Origin of the sequence: Rhodococcus sp. 05-2255-3B1, from assembly GCF_002258545.1 — a bacterium.
Classification (GTDB): domain Bacteria; phylum Actinomycetota; class Actinomycetes; order Mycobacteriales; family Mycobacteriaceae; genus Rhodococcoides.
Window position 1 is genome coordinate 306,449 of the sequence record NZ_NOZC01000036.1, and the last position, 20,967, is coordinate 327,415.

Sequence of the window (20,967 nt, forward strand, 5' to 3'; positions counted from 1 at the left end):
ATTGCGTGCATGTCAACAGTACTTACTGTGCGTCGATCGTCTGCAGCCGCTCCACGTACTTGGCGATGACGTCGACTTCGAGGTTGACCGGTGATCCGACCTCGGCGGTGCCGAGAGTGGTCAGGTCGAGGGTGGTGGGGATCAGGGAGATCTCGAACCAGTGCGCTCCGTCGTCGACGCCGAGTCCGGAGACGGTGAGCGAGACGCCGTCGACGGTGATCGAGCCCTTCTCCACGACGTAGCGCGCGACCGAGGTGGGCAGTGCGATGCGCACGACGGTCCAGTTCTCGGACGGCGATCGGCCGATGATCGTTCCGGTGCCGTCCACGTGACCCTGTACGAGGTGGCCGCCGAGACGGCTGCCGAGCGCGGCCGCACGTTCGAGGTTGACGCGGCTGCCCACCTCGAGGGCACCGAGGCTCGAGCGGTTCAGCGTTTCCTGCATCACGTCGGCGGTGAATCCGCCGTCGGGCAGCACCTCGACGACGGTCAGGCACACCCCGTTCACCGCGATGGAGTCGCCGTGGCCTGCATCCGAGGTCACCACCGGGCCGCGAACGGTGAACCGGGCGGCGTCGGGCAGTTCGTCCTTGGCGACGATCTCGCCGAGCTCTTCGACAATTCCGGTGAACATCTACTTCGCTCCTTCGGGCACGACGCCGATCAGAATGTCGTTGCCGATCATGGTGACTGTCTCCGTGCGGAACCGAATTGCGTCGGCAATTGTTCCGATGCCCGCATTCTCCACCGCTGTGGGCCCGCTGCCCAACACCGCCGGTGCGACGTACGCCACGACGCGGTCCACCAGGCCCGCAGCGAGGAATGCCCCGGCCAACGTCGGGCCGCCTTCGATCTGGATGTCGGTGTGCTCGCTGAGGGCGTCGATCACGGCCGCGGGGTCGTGTGTGTCGAGGAACACCGTGGGGGCGTCCGTCCCACGTATCGCTGCGGTCGACGGTATCGGCCGCGATCCGACGACGACGCGCACGGGTTGGTGCGGCGCGAGGGTCCCGTCCGGACGTCGTGCGGTCAGTCGCGGGTCGTCGGCCAGCACGGTGCCGGTTCCGACGACGATGGCGTCGAGCTTGGCCCGCTCGGCATGGACGTGCGCCCGGGCCTTCGGTCCGGTGATCCACTGGCTCGTGCCGTCCGCCGCGGCGCTGCGTCCGTCGAGAGTGGCGGCGTATTTCCAGGTGACGTGCGGCCGACCGGTGCGTTGCTTGTGCAACCAGGCGCGCAGCGGCCCCTGCCGCACCGCCGTCTCACCGATCCCCTGTTCGACGCGAATGCCCGCCGCGCGCAGGGCCGCCGCGCCGCCCGATGCGAGCGGATTCGGATCGGCGACGGCGTGCACGACCGCGGCGATGCCCGCGTCGATCAGGGCCTGTGAACACGGTCCGGTGCGGCCGGTGTGGTTGCAGGGTTCGAGGGTCACCACCGCGGTGCCGCCGCGCGCTCGGTCACCGGCCTCGGCCAGCGCGACGATCTCTGCGTGCGGACCGCCGGGCGGACGCGTCGAACCGATGCCGACGACGACGCCACCGGCATCGAGAATCACCGCACCGACCGCGGGATTGGGACTGCTGATGCCTCGGGCGGACCCGGATGCCTCGACGGCGAGGGCCATGGCGTCCGCGACGGACAGTGCTGCGCCCTGGCCGTTCATTACGACAGGTGGTGTGATGCGCGGGCGGCTCGGTCGCGTAGGTCGCGCACTGCGGCTGCGGGGTCGGCGGTGTTGTAGACGGCCGATCCGGCGACGAAGCAGTCGATTCCGGCCTCCGCGGCCTGCTCGATCGTGTCGGAGTTGATGCCACCGTCGATTTCCACGACCAGTCGCAGATCCCCGGAATCGACAAGTGCTCGAACGGCTTTCGCCTTCGCGAGTACCTCCGGCATGAACGACTGCCCACCGAAGCCCGGCTCGACGCTCATCACCAGCAGCGTGTCGAAGTCGCGCAGGATCTCGAGGTACGGCTCGATGGGTGTTCCCGGCTTGACGGACAGTCCGGCTTTGGCTCCCGCCGCCCGGATGTCGCGCGCAACCGCGGACGGGTCGTCGGTCGCTTCGGCGTGGAAGGTGACGTTGTACGCACCCGCCTCGGCGTACGGCGGTGCCCAGCGGGCCGGGTCCTCGATCATCAGGTGGCAGTCGAGCGGAATGTTCGTCGCCTTCAGCAAGCTCTCCACGACCGGCAGCCCCAGGGTGAGGTTGGGTACGAAGTGCGCGTCCATGACGTCGACGTGCAACCAGTCGGCTCCGGACACCGCCTCGGCTTCGGCGGCGAGCCGGGCGAAATCGGCGGACAGAATGGAGGGGGCGATCATCGGGGAAACCACGATTGACGAGCCTAGCCCAGCCGGTATCGTTCGCCCATGACCACCATGGATTCCGTGACAGCGGTGATCGCCGAGTTGCCCGAGGTCACCGAGAGTGTCCGGTACGGCCGTCCGGCGTGGTCGGTGGGCAAGAACGTGTTCGCGTGGGTCCGCCCGTTCAGCAAAGCCGATTTGAAGCGGTTCGGCAGCGAGATCCCGCCCGGCGGACCGATTCTCGCCGTCCGCACCGCCGATCTCAACGAGAAGGACGCGATTCTCGCCGCACACCCGCGGGCATGTTTCACCATCTCGCATTTCGACGGGTTCGCTGCCGTTCTGGTCGACCTCGACAACACCGAGGACGACGAACTGCGCGAACTGATCATCGACGGGTGGCTGGTTTACGCCCCGACAGACGTGGCCGAGACGTTCCTGGCCGGCAACTGATCACACCGCTTCCCGGTCACGACGGCTCACCGGTCACATCGGCTTACGCAGCGCCGCCATGAACATTGCGTCCGTGCCGTGTCGATGCGGCCACAATTGCACCGATGTACCGTCGCCGAGTTGCGGCACTCCTGGGACCAGCTCGCGGGTGTCGAGCTGTTCGACGCCGTAGCGGCGGACCGCGTCGGCGACGACGGCGGTGGTTTCGGACAGGTGCGGCGAACACGTCGAATACAGCACCACTCCGCCCGGGCGGACCAGCTCGATTGCCGCGGCCAGCAGTTCCTTCTGCAATGTCACCAGTGCCGCCACATCGGAGGGCTGCCGACGCCACCGGGCCTCGGGCCTGCGGCGCAGGGCACCGAGCCCGGTGCAGGGCGCGTCCACGAGCACGCGATCGTAGCCGCCGTCGAGTCCGGACTGCCTGCCGTCGACGGTGTGTACCGTCACCGGAAGGTCCTTCGTCGTCTTGGACACCAGATCGGCTCGATGCGGCGTCGGTTCGACGGCGTCGACCGTGGCACCGTCGATCTCGGCGATGGCACCGAGGAGGGCAGCTTTACCGCCCGGTCCGGCGCACAGGTCCAGCCACCGGCCACCGTCCTCGCCGACGAGCGGCGCCAAGGTGAGCGCTCGGCCGACGAGTTGACTTCCTTCGTCCTGCACCCCGGCCAGTCCGTCCCGGACGGCGTCGAGCTTGCCGGGATCTCCGCCGTCGAGGTGCACTGCGTACGGCGAATAGGGTCCCTCTTCTCCCCCGGTGATCAGCGCCAGTTCCTCGGCGGAGATCTCACCGGGCCGAGCCACCAGGTGGACCGAGGGACGTGCGTCGTCGGCCTCGAGCACTGCGGCGAGTTCACCGGCGTCGGCACCGAGTGCATCGGCGAAGGCCTGCGCGATCCACTTGGGATGGGCGTACTCGAACGCGAGGTGGCCGACGGGATCGGTTGCCGCAGCGGGCGCGAGCTCGTCGACCCACTGGGCAGCCGTCCGCTCGGACACGCGGCGCAGTACCGCGTTGACGAAACCTGCTTTGCCGGTGCCGAATTCGGCCCGAGCCAGGTCCACCGACGTGGCGACGGCCGCGTGCGGTGCCACTCGGGTCCGGAGCAGTTGGTAGGAGCCGAGTCGCAGAATGTCGAGCAGCGGCCCGTCGATCTCGGCGGCAGGCCGACCGGCTGCATGGGCGATCACCGCGTCGAGCACACCACGCGCGCGGGACGCGCCGTAGGCGAGTTCGGTGGCCAGTGCCGCGTCGCGCGAGTCCAGTTTGCGCTCTCGCAGCAGGCCCGGAAGCACCAGATTGGCGTAGGCATCCCGCTCGCGTACCGCCTTGAGGACGTCCCGGGCAGCCCGGCGGGCCGGGTCGATCGCGTCGACGGCACGCGGTCCCGCGCCTTGCGGGGGCCGGTTTCCCTTCGGCCCGCGGGCTCCGGGCGACTTCTTGACGTGCTTGCGAGCTGGACTGGACTCGCGCTTTCGGGGCCTGTCGGGTTCTGTCATCGTGCTACCGCCGTATCGTCCAGCCGAGCGCCGCGCGCCCAGTCGAGTGCCTTCATGAGCTTCTTGCCCTGCGGCTGAACATCGCCGAGAACCACTGCCGTCGTGCCTGTTCCGATGTGTACGCCGGACTTTCGCACCGATATCTCGCCCGGGTCCAACGTGTCCTCCGAGGGCGTTGTCGGAGCGATCTTGACGCGGAGTTCACCGATCGTGGTCCACGCGCCCGGTGCGGGGGTGACCGATCTGATGTGACGGTCGACGAATGCCGCAGACCGAGTCCAGTCGATGCGCGCGGCGTCGACGCTCACCTTGCTCGCGTAGGAGATCCCGTCCTCGGGCTGTGGATGCGCGGATGCCGTCCCGTCCTCGATCGCGTCGAGGGTGGCAGCCAGTAGGTCTGCTCCGCTCGCCGCCAGTCGGGTGAGCAGGTCCCCCGTCGTATCGGTTGCGCGCACCCGCTCGGTGACGACGCCGAGTACCGGGCCGGTATCCATTCCTGCGTCGAGCAGGAAGGTGGAGGCGCCGGTGATCTCGTCGCCCGCGGCGATGGCGGCCTGTACCGGCGCGGCACCTCGCCACGCGGGCAGCAGCGAGAAGTGCAGATTGATCCAGCCGAAGCGAGGGATGTCGAGCACCGGCTGCGGCAGCAGTGCCCCGTATGCGACGACCGGACACACGTCGGGCGCGAGTTCGGTGAGCTGTGCGACGAAATCCGGATCCGAGGGCTTCGCGGGTGCGAACACGGGGATTCCGTGCTCGTCGGCCAGCAGGCCGACCGGTGAGCGCATCGTCTTGCGGCCCCTACCGGCTGCGGCGTCGGGCCGGGTCACCACCGCGATCACCTCGTGGCGTTCGGACTCCAACAGTCGCTGCAGCGACGGGACTGCGGGCTCCGGTGTACCGGCAAAGACGACGCGCACTCGAGCAACTCCCTGGATGGACGAAAGGATCTCGGGTGTTCATCCTAGGGAGTCGCGAGCGCCGCGGACGATTCCGCAGGTGCCGATCACGTCGCGTCGGGGGCGTCGACCGTGTCGTCGGGATCTCGATCGGTCGGACCGTCGTCGGCGAGGATCCGATACAGCGACCTGCGTGCTTCGGTGAGGATCTCGGCGGCCTGCTCCACCTGCGCCGGTGTGCCGACTCCGGCGACCTGACCGGCTGCGCCCATCAACTGGCCGATCAGGGCCCGAAGATCGCGAGCGTCGACACCGACGGACTCTGCCACGTCGTCCCATGGGCTGCCCAGATCGCCGCGATGAGCGTCGACGTGCGTTCGCCCCTCGTCGGTCAGCGCAGCCGTCTTGCGGCCGGCCACCTTGTCGATCAGGACCAAGCCCTCGTCTTCGAGTTGGGACAGGGCCGGATAGATGGAACCCGGACTCGGCTTCCAGGTTCCGTTGCTCTTCGCGGCGATCTGCTGGATCAGTTCGTATCCGTGCATCGGACGTTCCTCTAGCAGTAGCAGGATCGCAGCGCGCACGTCCCCGCGTCGTCCGCGTCCTCCCCGACCCCGGCCTCGACCGAAGTCCCCGTTCGGCCCGAAACCGCCGGGACCGAAGCCGGGGCGCATGCCTTCCCGTCCCCGTCCGAAAGGGCCACCCTCACCGTGCCTGTTCCGTTCACCATGAGCTCTCCTTCCACGGCCTCGTTCTCGCGGACCGTGATCGTCCGACGGGCCTCGATCGTCGCTCTGCGCGACCCACATCTGAAAGGGCGCGCCTCGCATCTGGCGACGTACTGCGCGGCGTCCGAATTCGTGAGCGAATCCCTCGAATGCGTGATTCATGTCGTTCTCCATTGTATCGATTGACAAGTCGACGATATATCGTCAATAGAACTTTGACAATACCCAGAGGCAACCTCCACGTTCTCCGGATCCGAGGAACACGTCGCGCATCGCTCCCGCTCGTTAGAATGGCGCGGTCGGTGCGAGCTCACGTCCAACGAACCGAGTACAGCGGCCGGCTCGACAGCGATCGCTCACGAACGAGGGGGGCCGTGTGGCCGGATCGACGAGGCGACGCGTGACCGTCGTTCTCGGCTGCGTCCTGGCCATCGTTCTGCTCGCCGGCTCCAACGTTCTCGGCCAGAGAATCTCGGTACTGATCGACGACGTCGCACAGCTCGCAGGTGGCATCACCGCAACGGTCGTCTGCTGGCGAACGGCGTCGAGACGGACGGGCTCCGAACGGCAGTGGCGCGTTCTGATGGCCGCGGGAATGGCGTGTTGGAGCGCAGGCATGGCCGTGTGGGCTTTCTATCGATCCGCTCTCGACATGCCACTGCCGAACACATCGGTCGCCGACGTCGGATTCTTTCTCTTCCCGATCTTCGCCGTGCCCGCGCTGCTCGCCTTCGTCGGCCCGTCGCCCCGGCGGGCGGCCGCAGGTACACGCCTTGTCTGGGTGATGTCGTTGCTCGACGGGGCCGTGGTCGTCGGGTCCCTCTTCGTTCTGTCCTGGGCCACCGTCCTCGGGGCGGTCGTGCACTCGTCGGAATCGGAGTCCATCGCGTTCCTCGTGGCGATCATGTATCCCATCACCGACCTCGTTCTCGTGGCCATGATCGTGCTGCTCGCCGTGATCCCGAAGATCGCGTCGCGTTACCGAACACAACTCACCCTGCTCGGTGCCGGAATCCTCATGATGGCGATGTCCGACAGCATCTACGCGTACCTCGTCGCCACCGGTGCGGACTTCATGCCGGTTCTGACCGACGGCGGATTCATCGCAGGCACTGCACTCATCGCTCTCGCGGCCGCCGCCCCGAGGACCGTCGAGGACGATCCGCCTGGTCCGCCGATACACGGCTCGTCACTGCACGGATCGGCGACAGCTGCGCGGGTGCACACCGAGACCGTCACCGGTGAGAGAACACAATTGTTGTTGCCGTACGGGCTGATGGGCGCGATAGGGATCGTGCTGGCGATACTGCGCGTGCAGACCGGGGACCTGGATTCGACGGTGGTGGTACTCGGGGTGGCGGTGGTGCTGCTCTCGCTCGTGCGCCAGGTGATCACCCTGGTTCAGAACGACAATCTGCTTCGGAGCCTGTCTCTGGCACAGGCCGAGCTGACGTATCGCGCGCACCACGACGGACTCACCGGGCTGCTCAACCGGTCGTCGTTCGACGAACACCTTCGAGCGGCGGTGAACGACGCCAGGGCGGGCCGGGGCCGCGCCGTCCTGCTGCTGATCGACCTCGACGACTTCAAGAGCGTCAACGACAGATTCGGCCACGGCGGCGGCGATCGACTACTCGTCGAACTCGCCCGCCGCCTCGACCGATGCGTGGTCGACGGAGTGGTTGCGCGCTTCGGCGGCGACGAGTTCACCGCCCTGGTGAACGCGGATCTGCGAACCGGCCGAACCACGGCGGTCCGCATCGCCGAGGCCATGCGGACCGCGCACGAGATCGACGGCCATTCGGTGTCGGTCGGCGCGTGCGTGGGTGTGGTGCAGATCGGTCGTCCCGACCGCACCGCCGACGGGACGACGACCGTGGCCGGCACCGACACCTCCGACGTCGACGAGGACGAGCTGATGCGCCTCGCCGATCGCGCGATGTACAAGGCCAAGCGCTCGGGCAAGGCCGGCGTCTACGCCTACGACACCGCAGGAACACTCAGCATGGTCCCGAGCGGTTCCGATCAGGCAAGCTTGGGAATCAATCCGAAAATGGTTGCAGGCGAACCGGATCCGGCCCGGTTGATCGGTCCGCCGACCAGAACGTAGGCACCCGTGGTCGGTATCGACTCCAGATTGGTCAGGTTCTCGAGACTGATCCGACGCCGGTCGTAGAGCTTGACCGATACCGGATAGGTTTCGTCGTTGCCCAAGTCGGGTCCGAAGGTGTCGGTTCCGAGGGCACCTCTGTCGGCGAGCCTGCCCGTGTCGATCAACCACTGCGCCGCCTCCGCCGAGAAGCCGGGTTGGTGCGTCACGCCGTCCGCGTCCGCGTTCGCGTAGGCGTCGGTACCCCAGCGTGACGCCCATCCGGTCCACAGAATTACGGCCGCGCCGTGCGGAATGGCTCCGTTGACTGCTTCCCAGTTCTGCAGGTCGGCCACGGTCACGGCGTAGTCGGCGTCGGCTGCCGCCCGATCACGAATGTCGATCTTCACCGCGGGCAGAAACAGATCCTCCGGATCGAGCTGGTCGGCGGTCAGCCCACCTTCCTGGAAGTGTGCGGGCGCTCCCCAGTGCGTGCCGGTGTGCTCGCCTTCCTTGACGTACTGGAGGTAGAAACCGTCGTCCGCGACGGTGAACGCCGTCTCGAGCGAGAATTCGGGATCGCCGGGAAAAATCGGGGTGAGCGCCGGATCGTTGACGTGCGACAGAGACACGATCCGTAGCAGTCGATCCAACGGAACGGCCGGTGTCGGCGGCTGCGCCGAGCCGGTACCGGGCAGGGCGTCGGCGGAGGCAGGTGCCACGAGCCGGGCTCCGATCACCACTGCCAAACCTGTTGTCGCACGGCGAAAGAGCTGCCTTCTCTTCATGTCCCCGACCCACCTCTCATCGGCGCCCCGTGCGCCGCCCCGACGCAACCTTAGGCCACGGCTGCCCCGGACGGCAGTGTCAGCCGATTCGAATCGGGTCTATCTGAACCCGCACTCCGCCGCCGAGCTTCTTGGCGCTACGAGATGCCTGAGCGGCGGCCAGCGCCCGCGCCAAGGCCGCCCCGGTGCTGCGCGGCACGCGTAGCAACAGCCGCTGCACATCACCGGGAAGCACGTCCTCACCGCCGCCCGCGGGTGCGCGTTGGCCGTCCGGCAGATCGACCGGTCCGAGTATCTCCACTGCCTCGGGCAGATCTGCACCCTCCACCAGCGCCGTGATCGCATCGGTGGTTCCGTCGATCGCCGCGACGTGTACGGCGGGCGGGAACCGTACCTCCACTCGTTCGTCCAACTGACTTCTGGCGTGCCACAGAGGATCCCAGCGAACCAGCGCCTGCACCGTCGGTATCTCGGACTCGGCGACGACGACAACGCGACCTCCCGCAGAGCCGGGCCGGACCAACGCGGCGGCCGTCATCCACCGACGCAGTGTCTCCTCTGCCGCGCGCAGGTCTGCCCGGCCGAGCAGGGCCCAGCCGTCCAGCAGAAGAGCTGCGCCGTACCCACCGTCGACCGTCGGCTCGGCACCGACGGTCGACACGACCAGACCGGCACCGGGTCGGACGGAGTCGAGCACGGCGGCGCCTCCCGAGTTGTGTATCGGTACGCCGGGAAATGCCCGTCCGAGTTCCTCGGCGGTGCGGCCCGCTCCGATCACGACCGCCCGTAGGTTGCGTGATCCGCATACGGTGCAGCGATGCGCGGTGTCGGCGATTCCACACCACGAGCAGGTCGGACTGCCGGCTCCGTCGCTTCCAGGGGCCGACGGCAGGGCCAACGGCCCGTTGCACCGGCGACACCGAGCCGGGTGCCGACACTTCGCACACGCCAGTGACGGCACGTATCCGCCGCGAGGAACCTGAACCAGCACAGGCGAATCGGCTTTCAGTGCGGCTCGCGCCGCCTCGAACGCGATGGCGGGAAGCCGGGCGACACGGGCTGCCGGGTCCCGCGCGAGCGCATGGTCCGAGTCCGCCAAGGCCACCACATGGGGTTGACGCTCACGGACCAGCTCACGAGGAGCCACCAGATCGTGTGCCCAACCGGAATCGACGAGAGCTTCCGCCTCCGCCGTCCGCGAATGTCCGCCGATCACCACCGCCGCCCCGGATACGTGCGCTCGGAGCAACGCGACTTCTCTGGCGTGCGGATACGGCGAACGGGGCTCGGCGAAGCTGTCGTCACCGTCGTCCCAGACGGCGATCATGCCCAGAGTGGACACCGGAGCGAACACGGCGCTGCGCGTCCCCACCACAACGACCGGGCCCGATCGCAGACCGCGCAACCATTGCCGATACCGCTTCGCCGGACCCAGTCCGGCCGACAACGCCACCACCCGGTCGGCTCCGAGCAGAGCCGTGCAGGCCGTTTCCAGTCGATCGAGATCACGCTGATCGGGTACCACCACCACGGCGGATCGACCGGCGGCGACGGTCACGGCAGCGGCCTCCGCCAGCCGCACCGGCCACCGCTCACCGGGCAATGCCTGCCACACCGCGCGGGGTACGCGTCCCGATGCCAACGCGTCGAGGAAGTTCGACCCGTGGGTGTAGGCCGACCATGCCGACCTGTCGACGGCAGGCTCGACCGGGGGCTCGACGACGGGTGTCGGTTCCGCCTCGACTCGGGCGTGGCGAGCCGGGATCGCCAGACGCAGTACGTCCGCTCTGGTCCCGGCGTACCGATCGGCCACCGCCTCGGCCAGTTCCGCGATCTCGGGAGTCAGAACTTGCTCTGCCGACACCACCCGATCGAGCCAGCCGAGCTTGCCGGAGTGCTCGGTCTCGGCCAGTCTGGCCAGCACGAAACCGTCGACCAGTCGGCCCGCGAACCGAATCCGAACTCGCACACCGGGCCGAGCATCGCTGCTCATCTCCTCGGGTACGAGGTAGTCGAACTCTCGGTCGAGATGCGGCAGCGGCAACATCGGGAGAATGCGCGCGATCGGGAGATCCGACGCCGCCACCCGCGCTACGCCCGCCACCGCACCTCCTCCTCGATTCTCACCCCACACTCGATGACGGAGCACCGAGCCGGTGCGAGCAGGGTACGTGCAGAACGGTCGACGCCGAACTCAGAGTCCGGCAGCCTCGCGGAGCTTGCCTGCGCGATCGGTGGACTCCCACGGGAGATCGATGTCGGTGCGGCCGAAGTGTCCGTACGCCGCAGTGGGCGCGTAGATCGGTCGCAGCAGATCCAGATCGCGAATGATGGCACCGGGGCGCAAGTCGAACACCTCGCTGATCGCCGCCTGAATGCGCGCGGGATCGGTCTTCTCGGTGCCGAACGTCTCGACGAACAATCCGACCGGCGCGGCCTTGCCGATGGCGTACGCCACCTGGACCTCGATGCGATCGGCGAGCCCAGCCGCGACAGCGTTCTTCGCGACCCAACGCATCGCGTATGCAGCGCTGCGGTCGACCTTGGACGGGTCCTTGCCGGAGAATGCGCCGCCGCCGTGCCGTGCCATGCCGCCGTAGGTGTCGACGATGATCTTGCGACCGGTCAGCCCGGCGTCACCCATCGGACCACCGAGCACGAACTTTCCGGTGGGATTGACCAACAGACGCACATCGGACGTGTCCAGCGTCGGCACGTCCAACTCGGCGAGTACCGACCCCAGTACCTTCTCCCTGATATCGGGGGTGAGCAGGTTGTCGAGATCGATGTCGGCCGCGTGCTGAGTCGAGATCACCACGGTGTCGAGGCGAACGGCGTTGTCACCGTCATATTCGATCGTCACCTGTGTCTTGCCGTCCGGACGCAGGTAGGGTAGAACCCCACTCTTGCGGACCTCGGTCAGCCGCCGGGAAAGACGGTGCGCCAACGCGATCGGCAACGGCATCAATTCGGGAGTGTCGGTGTTGGCGTAGCCGAACATCAACCCCTGATCCCCCGCGCCCTGACGGTCGATCTCGTCGTCGGACAATCCTTCGACTCGGGCCTCGTGCGAATGATCGACGCCCTGCGCGATCTCGGGAGACTGCGCGCCGATCGCGACGTTCACACCGCACGAATTTCCGTCGAATCCCTTGGCCGACGAGTCGTACCCGATCTCGAGCACCTTCTCGCGCACGATCTTGGGGATGTCGGCGTACGCGGTGGTATTGACCTCACCCGCAACGTGGACCTGGCCGGTGGTGACGAGGGTCTCCACGGCCACCCGAGCACGCGGATCCTCCGTCAACAGAGCATCGAGAATCGAATCGCTGATGGCGTCACAGATCTTGTCGGGATGACCCTCTGTGACGGACTCGCTGGTGAAAAGCCGACTACCGGACTTGCTCACGGACTTCCTCTCGACGCATGTTCCTGTCCGACCCGACGCCGCGCGCCGGTCGGGCACTCCATGAAAATTTGACGTTCCCTCGGTGTTATCGCCCCTGCCGGAGCCAGGCAAACCTCTACGGCCTCACACGTGGTGCTCAGCACGGTAGCCGGTGCGACATCGCTCGTGCACCCTCACCGTCGTCACTGTGTCGACCTCGTTCGGGGACTACGTGCGTCGAGCATCTGCGCCACAGAATCCAGTACGCGGCTCGCGAGAAGCGCTTTGGAGCCCTCGCCGAGCGCATCCTCGGAACCGTCGGAACCGAGCAACCATCCATCGTTGTGGTCGACCTCGAAGGCCTTACCGTCACCGACAGCGTTGACCACGAGCAGGTCGCAGCCCTTGCGTTCGAGCTTGGCCCGCGCGTACGTCAGTACGTCTCCGTCCGCGTCACCGGTCTCCGCCGCGAATCCGACGATGACAGTGGACGATTCGAGCTCACCGTCGCGGCGAGCCGAGACGAGGCCTGCGAGTATGTCGTCGTTGCGGACCAACGGGATCGACGACGGCTCGTTCGCCCCCTTCTTGATCTTGCTGCCCGCGATGGACTCCGGGCGGAAGTCCGCGACCGCGGCCGCCATCACCACTGCATCGACACCGACGGCGAGTTTACGAACCGCATCCTGCATGTCCGAGGCCGTCTTGACGTGCACCACGTCGACCGCGGCCGGATCGTCGAGGTCGCTGGTGTACCCGGCGACCAACGTCACCTGGGCTCCGCGTTGCGCTGCCACGCGGGCCAGTGCATATCCCTGCTTGCCCGAGCTTCGATTGCCCAGAAAACGGACCGGATCGAGAGGCTCACGAGTGCCGCCGGCAGACACCAGAACATGCCGTCCTTCGAGGTCACGAGGAAGCGCATCCGCTCGCTCGGTCACGAGCATCGACAGTGCGAAGATCTCGTCCGGCTCCGGCAGCCGACCCGACCCGGTGTCACGTCCGGTCAGACGACCCGACGCAGGTTCGATCACGTGTGTACCGCGCGAACGAAGCGTCGCGACGTTGGCGACCGTGGCCGGGTGCTCCCACATCTCCGTGTGCATCGCGGGAGCCAGAACCACCGGGCACCGCGCGGTGAGCAGGGTGGCCGTCAGAAGATCGTCGGCGCGTCCCCCGGCGATGCGCGCCATCAGATCTGCGGTGGCGGGGGCCACGACGACGAGGTCCGCCTCCTGACCCAGGCGCACGTGCGGGACCTCCGGCACGTCCGCGAAGACTCCGGTGTGCACCGGTTGGCCGGACAGCGCCTCGAACGTCGCACGCCCGACGAACTCCAGAGCGGACGCGGTCGGGATCACCCGTACCTCGTGCCCGCTCTCGGTGAAGCTGCGAATGAGCGAACAACTCTTGTAGGCGGCGATACCTCCGCCGACTCCGACGACAACGCGCAAGTCAGATGTCCTCTGTGAGGTTCTTATTCGCCTTCGGTGTGCTCGAGCAGATCCGCGTGGATTTCGCGGAGAGCGATCGACAGCGGCTTCTCCTGCAGACCCGGCTCGACGAGAGGTCCGACATACTCGAGGATGCCGTCACCGAGCTGGTTGTAGTAGTCGTTGATCTGACGTGCACGCTTGGCTGCGTAGATCACGAGGGCGTACTTGGACGAGGTGCGTGCGAGCAGCTCGTCGATGGGTGGATTGGTGATGCCGAGCGGCGTGTCGTAGGCCGGCAGAGCGCTGCGTCCGTCGAAGTCGGAAACGGCCGCTGAAATGCTGCTCACTGATGATCTCCTGAAATTGCATCGTTGGTGCTACGAACTAGCTGGTCGGGGCCTCGTGCGCCGTGAAACTGGTCAGCTGTTGCCGACCGACGACCTACCGACCAACAAGGATACCAACTGTTCGCACGAATGGTCGACATCGGTATTGACAACCACGGTGTCGAACTCGTCCTGTGCGGCTAATTCCACCCGTGCGGTCTCCAACCTCCTCTCGGTGGCAGCGCTCTCCTCGGTCGCGCGCCCGACCAGACGGGCGACCAGGTCGTCCCACGTCGGTGGTGCCATGAACACCAACAAGGCCTCGGGCTTGGACACCCGCACGGCACGGGCACCGGCCAGATCGAGCTCGAGCAGCACCGGGCTGCCCGCCTCCAGCGCGGCCTCGACGGGTGCGGCCGGAGTTCCCGACCGCTGCAGACCACCGTGAATGCTCGCCCACTCGAGCAGCTCGTCGTCGGCGATCATTCGATCGAACTCGCCGGCGGAGACGAAGTGGTAATCCTGCCCGTCCACCTCGCCCGGCCGCGGCGATCGCGTCGTGACCGACACGCTGAAGACCAGCTCGGGCAGCGCCGCACGCACGAGCCGAACGACACTGGACTTGCCGACGCCGGAGGGGCCGGACAGCACCACCAACCGGCCGCGCTCGATCTCCGGGACCGATGTCGCCGCAGTGTCACTCACCGTCGTCAGGCCTCGAAATCGAACTTCGTCAACAGCGCCTTGCGCTGCCGATCACCGAGACCGCGCAGTCGACGGGTTGGCGCGATCTCCAATTCCGTCATCAACTCCGCAGCCTTGACCTTGCCCACCTTCGGCAGGGCCTCGAGCAGCGCGGAGACCTTCATCTTTCCGAGGATCTCGTCCGTCTCGGCGTCCTCGAGCACCTGCTTGAGGTCGGTGCCGCCGCGCTTGAGGCGCTCCTTGAGTTCGGCGCGCGCTTTCCGGGCGATCGCAGCCTTCTCGAGGGCAGCAGCGCGCTGCTCGGGGGTCAACTGGGGAAGGGCCACTGTCGGTTCCTCCGTCTTCTCGTTTCTGGGCGATACGACGCACACGATCGCTGTCGGCACGTCGACCATCGGTCTTCCACTGCCACCGATCGCGGTCATCAGCGCTGCGCACTGGCGATCAGCACTGTTCGTCGGCAGCGTTAGCGACCGTACCGACGACCCGCGTGAACCGCTAACTCGCCCCCGAGCGCCGATGCGCCGCAGCATCGACTATGCGAGACCGGCTTCGATCTCGTCGCGCAATCGTGTCGCCGCGTCGCGCAAGGCCGTCACCGACGGGCCAGCGGCCAGGACACCGCGAGAGGAGTTGGGCAGCAACAGCTCACGCGAATAGCGGAAGATCTCCGCGAGATCGGCAACCGTTGCTCCCTGCGCTCCCAGACCAGGCGCGAGAATCGGACCGGTGTAGTTCGACAGGTCGAGACCGTGATCACGAGTGGCACCGACGACTATCCCCACCGTGTCGGCATCGACGCGATTGCGCGCGGCTGCGGCATCGACGATCGACTGAGCCACCGACCCACCGTTCGACGTCGCGGCCTGCTGCAGGGCCGAGCCCTCCGCATTCGAGGTGCGGGCAAGCACGAACAGCCCGCGCCGGTGTCGCACCGCTCGATCGACGGTCTCCCCCAGCGAATCGAAGCCCAGGTACGGCGAGACCGTGACGGCATCGGAGGACAACGGCGAATCGGGTTCGAGCCAGGCCTGCGCGTACGCATCCATCGTGGTGCCGATGTCGCCGCGCTTCGCATCGGCGATCACCAGGGTGCCCGCGTCCCTGAGCACACTGACAGTGCGTTCGAGCACCGCGTACCCGGCCGATCCGTAGGCCTCGAAGAACGCCACCTGAGGCTTGACGATCGCCACCTCACCGACGAACGCTTCGACACACAGCTCGGCGAACACCTCGAGACCGTCCGCCGAGCGTGGCAGGTCCCATGCCTCGAGCAGAGCCGGATGCGGATCGATACCGACACACAGTCGACCACGCGCCGCGACCGCGGCGCGCAACCGATCCGACCAACTGCGATGATGGCTCACTCCACTCCCAGCCCCTGCTTCAGGCCCGCATGCAGATCCTGCAGCGAGCGAACACCGATTCCGCCGGCGATCCCGGCTTCGATGCCCTGCACCGCTGCCGACGCGCCCTGCACCGTGGTGATGCACGGAATGTTCTGCGCCACGGCGGCGCTACGGATCTCGTACCCGTCGACGCGGGGGCCGGAGTTGCCGTACGGGGTGTTGATCACCATGGCGATGTCACCTGCGAGTATGCGGTCGACGATGGTCCGCTCCCCCTCCGGCACGTCCTCGCCGGACTGCTTGTACACCTGCTCGCATTTGATTCCGTTGCGCCGCAACACATCTGCAGTGCCTTCGGTCGCCAGAATCGTGAAGCCCAGATCCGCGAGTCGCTTCACCGGGAAGATCAGTGATCGCTTGTCCTTGTTGGCCACCGACACGAACACCGCGCCGCCCGCAGGCAACGAGCCGTAGGCGGCGGTCTGACTCTTGGCGAACGCGGTACCGAAATCGAAGTCGATTCCCATCACCTCACCGGTGGACTTCATCTCCGGGCTGAGCAGAGTGTCCACTCCGGTTCCGTCCGCACGACGGAACCGGTTGAACGGCAACACCGCTTCCTTCACCGCGATCGGGGCACCGGCCGGGACGGTGCCACCGTCTCCGGTCTCGGGCAGGATGCCTGCGGTCCGCAGCTCGGCGATGGTCTCCCCCAGCATCACTCGGGCGCAGGCCTTCGCGAGCTGAACCGCCGTCGCCTTGGAGACGAACGGAACCGTGCGGCTCGCACGCGGATTGGCCTCGAGAACGTACAGGATGTCGTCCTTGAGTGCGTACTGCACGTTGAGCAGGCCGCGCACGCCGATGCCCTTCGCGAGAGCCTCGGTGGACCGCCGGACGTTCTCGATGTCGGTCTTGCCGAGTGTGATCGGCGGCAACGCGCACGCCGAGTCGCCGGAGTGGATACCGGCCTCCTCGATGTGCTCCATGATGCCGCCGATGTAGACCTCGGTGCCGTCGCACAGTGCGTCGACGTCGATTTCGACCGCGTCTTCGAGGAACCGATCGACCAGCACCGGCCGGTCGTCCGAGATCTCCGTCGCGTTGGAGATGTACGTCGCGAGCGAGGCCTCGTCGTACACGATCTCCATGCCGCGTCCGCCGAGAACGTAGGACGGACGCACCAGGACCGGGTACCCGATTCCTGCGGCGATCTCACGGGCTCCGTCGAACGTCGTCGCGGTGCCGTACTTCGCTGCCGGCAGTCCGGCTGCATCGAGCACCTTGCCGAATTCGCCACGATCCTCGGCCAGATCGATGGCCTCGGGCGACGTGCCGACGATCGGGACGCCTGCGGCCTTCAGCCGCTTGGCGAGCCCGAGCGGGGTCTGCCCGCCGAGCTGGACGATGACGCCCCGCACCGTGCCCGACGCCGCCTCGGCCCGGTACACCTCGAGGACGTCCTCGAAGGTCAGTGGCTCGAAGTACAGGCGGTCCGCGGTGTCGTAGTCAGTGGAGACGGTTTCGGGGTTGCAGTTGACCATCACCGTCTCGTAACCGGCCTCGGACAGGGTCTGCGCCGCGTGCACACAGCTGTAGTCGAATTCGATGCCCTGGCCGATGCGGTTGGGACCCGAGCCGAGGATGAGCACCTTGGGGCGGTCCGGCTGCGGGGCGACCTCGGATTCGGCTTCGGGGTCGAGCTCGTAGGTGCCGTAGTGGTAGGGCGTCTTGGCCTCGAACTCGGCGGCGCAGGTGTCGACCGTCTTGTAGACCGGATGCACACCGAGCTCGGTACGGAGCGCCCGCACACCGTCCTCACCGTCGAGTTCGGGGCGCAGAGCCGCGATCTGGCGGTCGGACAGACCGTGATACTTCGCCTGGCGCAGCAGCGCCTCGTCGAATTCGGCCGCCTCGCGAACCTGAACGCCGAGTTCGTGGATCTGTTGAAACTGGTCGAGGAACCACGGGTCGATCTTGGTCGCCTCGAACAGCTGCTCGAGGGTGGCACCCATCGCGAAGGCCTTCTCGATCCCGTACATCCGACCGTCCTGAGGAACGGACAGGTCCTCGAGCAACGCCTCCAGGCTCTCTGCCTCGACCTCGGGGCCGGTCCAGTAGCCTGCGCGCTTGGTTTCGAGCGAGCGCATCACCTTGCCGAAGGCCTCGGTGAAGTTGCGGCCGATCGACATCGCCTCGCCGACGGACTTCATCGTCGTGGTCAGCGTGCCGTCGGCACCGGGAAACTTCTCGAACGCGAACCGCGGAGCCTTGACGACCACGTAATCCAGGGTCGGCTCGAAGCAGGCCGGGGTCTCGCGGGTGATGTCGTTGACGATCTCGTCGAGGGTGTAGCCGATGGCCAGCTTGGCCGCCATCTTCGCGATCGGGTAACCGGTTGCCTTGGACGCCAGCGCCGACGAGCGTGACACACGCGGGTTCATCTCGATGACTACGAGGCGACCGTCCGCTGGGTCCATCGCGAACTGGATGTTGCAGCCGCCGGTGTCGACGCCCACCTCGCGCAGGATGTCGATGGAGAGGTCGCGCATCTTCTGGTATTCGCGGTCGGTCAGCGTCATGGCCGGGGCGACGGTCACCGAGTCGCCGGTGTGCACGCCGACGGGGTCCACGTTCTCGATGGAACACACGATGACCACGTTGTCGCGGCCGTCGCGCATCAGCTCGAGCTCGTATTCCTTCCAGCCGAGGATGGACTCCTCGATGAGGACGTTCGCCGTGGGCGAGGCCGCAAGTCCGCCGCCGGCGATCCGGGTCAGGTCCTCGTCGTTGTACGCCAACCCCGAACCGAGACCGCCCATCGTGAACGACGGACGTACGACCACCGGGAAGCCGAGCTCGGCGACGGTCTCGCGGACCTCGTCCATCGTGTAGCAGACGGCCGACTTGGCGGACTCGCCACCGACCTTGGCCACGATGTCCTTGAACTTCTGCCGATCCTCGCCGCGCTGGATGGCGTCGAAATCGGCACCGATCAGCTCGACGCCGTACTTGGTGAGAATGCCCTGATCGTGCAGCGCAACAGCGGCATTGAGCGCCGTCTGTCCACCCAGAGTGGCGAGCACTGCCTGAATGGGGTGACCCTGCTCGGCTTCGCGGGCGAAGATCTTCTCGATGAACTCCGCCGTGATCGGCTCGACGTAGGTGGCGTCGGCGAACTCGGGGTCGGTCATGATCGTCGCGGGGTTGGAGTTGACGAGGCTGACCCGCAGTCCTTCCTCGCGCAGCACTCGGCAGGCCTGGGTGCCGGAGTAGTCGAACTCGCAGGCCTGACCGATGACGATCGGGCCGGATCCGATGACCAGGACGTGGTTCAGGTCTGTGCGGCGTGGCATTACTTCTTCTCCTGAAGGACGCTGGTGAAACGGTCGAAGAGATAGGCGGCGTCGTGTGGACCGGCCGCGGCCTCGGGGTGGTACTGCACGGAGAAGGCGCTACCGCCGATCAGCTCGACGCCCTCGACGGTGCCGTCGTTGGCGCAGGTGTGACTGATCCGGGCTCGGCCGAAGTCGGTGTCGAACTCCTCGCCCGCTTCGCCTTCGAGTGCGAATCCGTGGTTCTGCGCGGTGATCGCGATGCGGCCGGTGGTGTGCTCGATGACCGGGATGTTCATCCCGCGGTGGCCGAACTTCATCTTGTAGGTGCCACGGCCGAGTGCGCGCCCGAAGATCTGGTTTCCGAAGCAGATACCGAACAGCGGCAGCTCACGCTCGAGCACTTGCCTGGTCAGTGCAACGCTGGTGTCGGCCGTGGCCGGGTCGCCTGGTCCGTTCGACAGGAAGACACCGTCGGGGTTCAGTTCCAGAACCTGCTCGATGGTGGTGTTCGACGGCACCACGTGCACGCGGATACCGCGCTCGGCGAACATCCGCGGGGTGTTGGTCTTGATACCGAGATCGACTGCGACGACGGTGAATCGAGCATCCCCGGTCGGCTCGATGGTGTAACCGGCTCCGGTGGTCACTTCACCGGCGAGGTCGGCACCGAGCATCGACGGCTGACCGACCACCTGCGCGAGCATCTCGTCGGAGGTGCCGAGGGCGTCGCCCGAGAACACTCCCGCACGCATGGACCCGCGGGTGCGCAGGTGCCGGACCAGGGCGCGCGTGTCGATTCCGGCGATGCCGACGACGTTCTGCGCCTCGAGCTGGTCCTGCAGCGTTCCGGTGGAGCGCCAACTCGAGGTGCGGCGTGCCGGATCTCGAACGACGTAGCCGGCGACCCAGATCTTGTTGGGATCCTGCGCGCTTGCGGCTTCACCGTCTTCCTGATTCCAGCCGGTGTTACCGATCTGCGGCGCGGTCGCGACGACGATCTGTCGGTGATAGCTCGGGTCGGTGAGAGTTTCCTGGTACCCGGTCATTCCGGTGCAGAACACGGCCTCGCCGAGGGTGCGCCCCTGTGCGCCGAATGTGGTGCCGCGGAATGTCCGGCCGTCCTCCAGAACAAGAACTGCGCTGCTCACGCGGTTTCCTCCTTGGTTTCTCCGGTGGAACTCGCTGTCCACACCGGGTAGATCTGCTTGTCGTCGGCCCGGAAGCCGGTGTCTATCTCGGTCCCCGTCGGCAGCTCCCAGCGAATGACCAGGAGCCCGTCCTTGGTCATGACCTTGCCTGCCAACCCGCGTTCGGTACGGATCGCACGGATCGATTCCGCCGGGATCCAGATGGGAGATTCACCGTCTCGGTCGAGCAGGATGCCCTTCTCGTGTCGGGACAGTTCACCGGTGGCGCGGTGGCCTATGTCGCCGACGGCGATGCGGTCCTGCCAGCTCGGAGCGATGGTGCTGCCGACGTACAGGCCGGTGCTCGGCTCGACGAGGGTTGCTCCCAGATCGTCCGGCACGGCCGGGAAGTCACCGATTCGCTCTTCCTGGCGCTTCTGCCGTCCTCGCCAACCCCAGAAGATCAGCGCGATCATCAGTGCCCAGAACAGGATGAATCCGATGACGATGAGAACTCTGTCCACG

At 66.9% G+C, this 20,967-nt stretch carries 19 protein-coding genes; 2 read left to right on the forward strand and 17 right to left on the reverse strand.

The window, feature by feature from the left end; all coding sequences use genetic code 11:
• Window positions 1–22: 22 nt before the first annotated feature.
• Genes CH249_RS22210 through rpe form a run of 3 tightly spaced genes read right to left on the reverse strand, consistent with a single transcriptional unit; the run spans window position 23 to window position 2,340 of the window.
• The gene (locus tag CH249_RS22210; protein WP_094630020.1) at window positions 23–634 is read right to left on the reverse strand and encodes a riboflavin synthase; all 612 of its coding nucleotides are present in this window, start codon (window positions 632–634) and stop codon (window positions 23–25) included.
• Window positions 635–1,666, reverse strand: coding sequence for a bifunctional diaminohydroxyphosphoribosylaminopyrimidine deaminase/5-amino-6-(5-phosphoribosylamino)uracil reductase RibD (gene ribD, locus CH249_RS22215; protein ID WP_094682797.1), 1,032 nt, complete (start codon window positions 1,664–1,666; stop codon window positions 635–637). It lies immediately after the preceding gene.
• The gene (gene rpe, locus CH249_RS22220; RefSeq protein ID WP_032398000.1) at window positions 1,666–2,340 is read right to left on the reverse strand and encodes a ribulose-phosphate 3-epimerase; all 675 of its coding nucleotides are present in this window, start codon (window positions 2,338–2,340) and stop codon (window positions 1,666–1,668) included. Before rpe ends, ribD begins: the two co-directional genes overlap by 1 nt.
• 36 nt (window positions 2,341–2,376) lie before the next feature.
• Here rpe and CH249_RS22225 point away from each other — a divergent pair, with 36 nt between their 5' ends.
• Window positions 2,377–2,766 (forward strand): MmcQ/YjbR family DNA-binding protein, encoded by a 390-nt coding sequence (locus CH249_RS22225; protein WP_094682798.1) that lies wholly within the window; start codon window positions 2,377–2,379, stop codon window positions 2,764–2,766.
• Between the two features lie 33 nt (window positions 2,767–2,799).
• On the opposite strand, the gene CH249_RS22230 is transcribed toward CH249_RS22225, so the two are convergent.
• From CH249_RS22230 to CH249_RS22240, 3 genes are all read right to left on the reverse strand, one after another.
• Window positions 2,800–4,269 carry an RsmB/NOP family class I SAM-dependent RNA methyltransferase gene (locus CH249_RS22230; RefSeq protein WP_179273201.1) on the reverse strand — a complete coding sequence of 490 codons (1,470 nt, stop codon included), beginning with the start codon at window positions 4,267–4,269 and terminating at the stop codon, window positions 2,800–2,802.
• A complete protein-coding gene (fmt, locus tag CH249_RS22235; protein WP_094682800.1) occupies window positions 4,266–5,189 on the reverse strand; it encodes a methionyl-tRNA formyltransferase in 924 nt (307 codons plus the stop codon). Before fmt ends, CH249_RS22230 begins: the two co-directional genes overlap by 4 nt.
• An 86-nt stretch (window positions 5,190–5,275) precedes the next feature.
• Window positions 5,276–5,998: a PadR family transcriptional regulator gene (locus CH249_RS22240; protein WP_256980573.1), complete on the reverse strand. Its 723-nt coding sequence runs from the start codon at window positions 5,996–5,998 to the stop codon at window positions 5,276–5,278.
• A gap of 298 nt (window positions 5,999–6,296) precedes the next feature.
• On the opposite strand from CH249_RS22240, the gene CH249_RS28645 reads away from it, so the two are divergent.
• Complete coding sequence (locus tag CH249_RS28645; RefSeq protein WP_306436633.1) at window positions 6,297–8,006, forward strand: GGDEF domain-containing protein; 1,710 nt, start codon at window positions 6,297–6,299, stop codon at window positions 8,004–8,006.
• On the opposite strand, the gene CH249_RS22250 is transcribed toward CH249_RS28645, so the two are convergent.
• The 11 genes from CH249_RS22250 to CH249_RS22300 all read right to left on the reverse strand — a co-directional run bounded on the left by CH249_RS22250 (window position 7,922) and on the right by CH249_RS22300 (window position 20,966).
• Complete coding sequence (locus CH249_RS22250) at window positions 7,922–8,773, reverse strand: cyclase family protein (RefSeq protein ID WP_094682802.1); 852 nt, start codon at window positions 8,771–8,773, stop codon at window positions 7,922–7,924. The two genes, CH249_RS28645 and CH249_RS22250, sit on opposite strands and share 85 nt — an antisense overlap.
• Window positions 8,774–8,852: 79 nt before the next feature.
• Complete coding sequence (locus CH249_RS22255; protein WP_179273213.1) at window positions 8,853–10,820, reverse strand: primosomal protein N'; 1,968 nt, start codon at window positions 10,818–10,820, stop codon at window positions 8,853–8,855.
• Window positions 10,821–10,967: 147 nt separating this feature from the next.
• A complete protein-coding gene (metK, locus tag CH249_RS22260) occupies window positions 10,968–12,182 on the reverse strand; it encodes a methionine adenosyltransferase (RefSeq protein ID WP_032397994.1) in 1,215 nt (404 codons plus the stop codon).
• Between the two features lie 182 nt (window positions 12,183–12,364).
• Complete coding sequence (gene coaBC / locus CH249_RS22265) at window positions 12,365–13,615, reverse strand: bifunctional phosphopantothenoylcysteine decarboxylase/phosphopantothenate--cysteine ligase CoaBC (RefSeq protein WP_094638045.1); 1,251 nt, start codon at window positions 13,613–13,615, stop codon at window positions 12,365–12,367.
• Between the two features lie 23 nt (window positions 13,616–13,638).
• Window positions 13,639–13,944 (reverse strand): DNA-directed RNA polymerase subunit omega, encoded by a 306-nt coding sequence (gene rpoZ, locus CH249_RS22270; protein ID WP_032377808.1) that lies wholly within the window; start codon window positions 13,942–13,944, stop codon window positions 13,639–13,641.
• A 72-nt stretch (window positions 13,945–14,016) separates the two neighbouring features.
• Window positions 14,017–14,628, reverse strand: a complete 612-nt coding sequence (gene gmk / locus CH249_RS22275) for a guanylate kinase (RefSeq protein WP_094630027.1) — start codon at window positions 14,626–14,628, stop codon at window positions 14,017–14,019.
• Window positions 14,629–14,633: 5 nt separating this feature from the next.
• On the reverse strand, window positions 14,634–14,954 hold the full coding sequence (gene mihF / locus CH249_RS22280; protein WP_045199768.1) for an integration host factor, actinobacterial type: 321 nt from the start codon (window positions 14,952–14,954) through the stop codon (window positions 14,634–14,636).
• A gap of 210 nt (window positions 14,955–15,164) precedes the next feature.
• Window positions 15,165–15,995: an orotidine-5'-phosphate decarboxylase gene (pyrF, locus tag CH249_RS22285; protein WP_179272739.1), complete on the reverse strand. Its 831-nt coding sequence runs from the start codon at window positions 15,993–15,995 to the stop codon at window positions 15,165–15,167.
• Window positions 15,992–19,333, reverse strand: coding sequence for a carbamoyl-phosphate synthase large subunit (carB, locus tag CH249_RS22290; protein WP_094647949.1), 3,342 nt, complete (start codon window positions 19,331–19,333; stop codon window positions 15,992–15,994). The genes pyrF and carB overlap by 4 nt, the downstream gene beginning before the upstream one ends.
• Window positions 19,333–20,463: a glutamine-hydrolyzing carbamoyl-phosphate synthase small subunit gene (gene carA / locus CH249_RS22295; RefSeq protein WP_032397989.1), complete on the reverse strand. Its 1,131-nt coding sequence runs from the start codon at window positions 20,461–20,463 to the stop codon at window positions 19,333–19,335. The genes carB and carA overlap by 1 nt, the downstream gene beginning before the upstream one ends.
• On the reverse strand, window positions 20,460–20,966 hold the full coding sequence (locus CH249_RS22300) for a hypothetical protein (protein WP_045195300.1): 507 nt from the start codon (window positions 20,964–20,966) through the stop codon (window positions 20,460–20,462). Before CH249_RS22300 ends, carA begins: the two co-directional genes overlap by 4 nt.
• Window position 20,967 lies beyond the last annotated feature (1 nt).

What these genes read in the sequence shown, in the direction of transcription:
- CH249_RS22210 (WP_094630020.1), bottom strand. Translation starts at nt 634, where the DNA reads ATGTTCACCGGAATTGTCGAAGAGCTCGGCGAGATCGTCGCCAAGGAC.
- ribD (WP_094682797.1), bottom strand. Translation starts at nt 1,666, where the DNA reads ATGAACGGCCAGGGCGCAGCACTGTCCGTCGCGGACGCCATGGCCCTC.
- CH249_RS22225 (WP_094682798.1), top strand. Translation starts at nt 2,377, where the DNA reads ATGACCACCATGGATTCCGTGACAGCGGTGATCGCCGAGTTGCCCGAG.
- CH249_RS22230 (WP_179273201.1), bottom strand. Translation starts at nt 4,269, where the DNA reads ATGACAGAACCCGACAGGCCCCGAAAGCGCGAGTCCAGTCCAGCTCGC.
- CH249_RS22240 (WP_256980573.1), bottom strand. Translation starts at nt 5,998, where the DNA reads ATGCGAGGCGCGCCCTTTCAGATGTGGGTCGCGCAGAGCGACGATCGA.
- CH249_RS22250 (WP_094682802.1), bottom strand. Translation starts at nt 8,773, where the DNA reads ATGAAGAGAAGGCAGCTCTTTCGCCGTGCGACAACAGGTTTGGCAGTG.
- CH249_RS22255 (WP_179273213.1), bottom strand. Translation starts at nt 10,820, where the DNA reads ATGTTGCCGCTGCCGCATCTCGACCGAGAGTTCGACTACCTCGTACCC.
- carB (WP_094647949.1), bottom strand. Translation starts at nt 19,333, where the DNA reads ATGCCACGCCGCACAGACCTGAACCACGTCCTGGTCATCGGATCCGGC.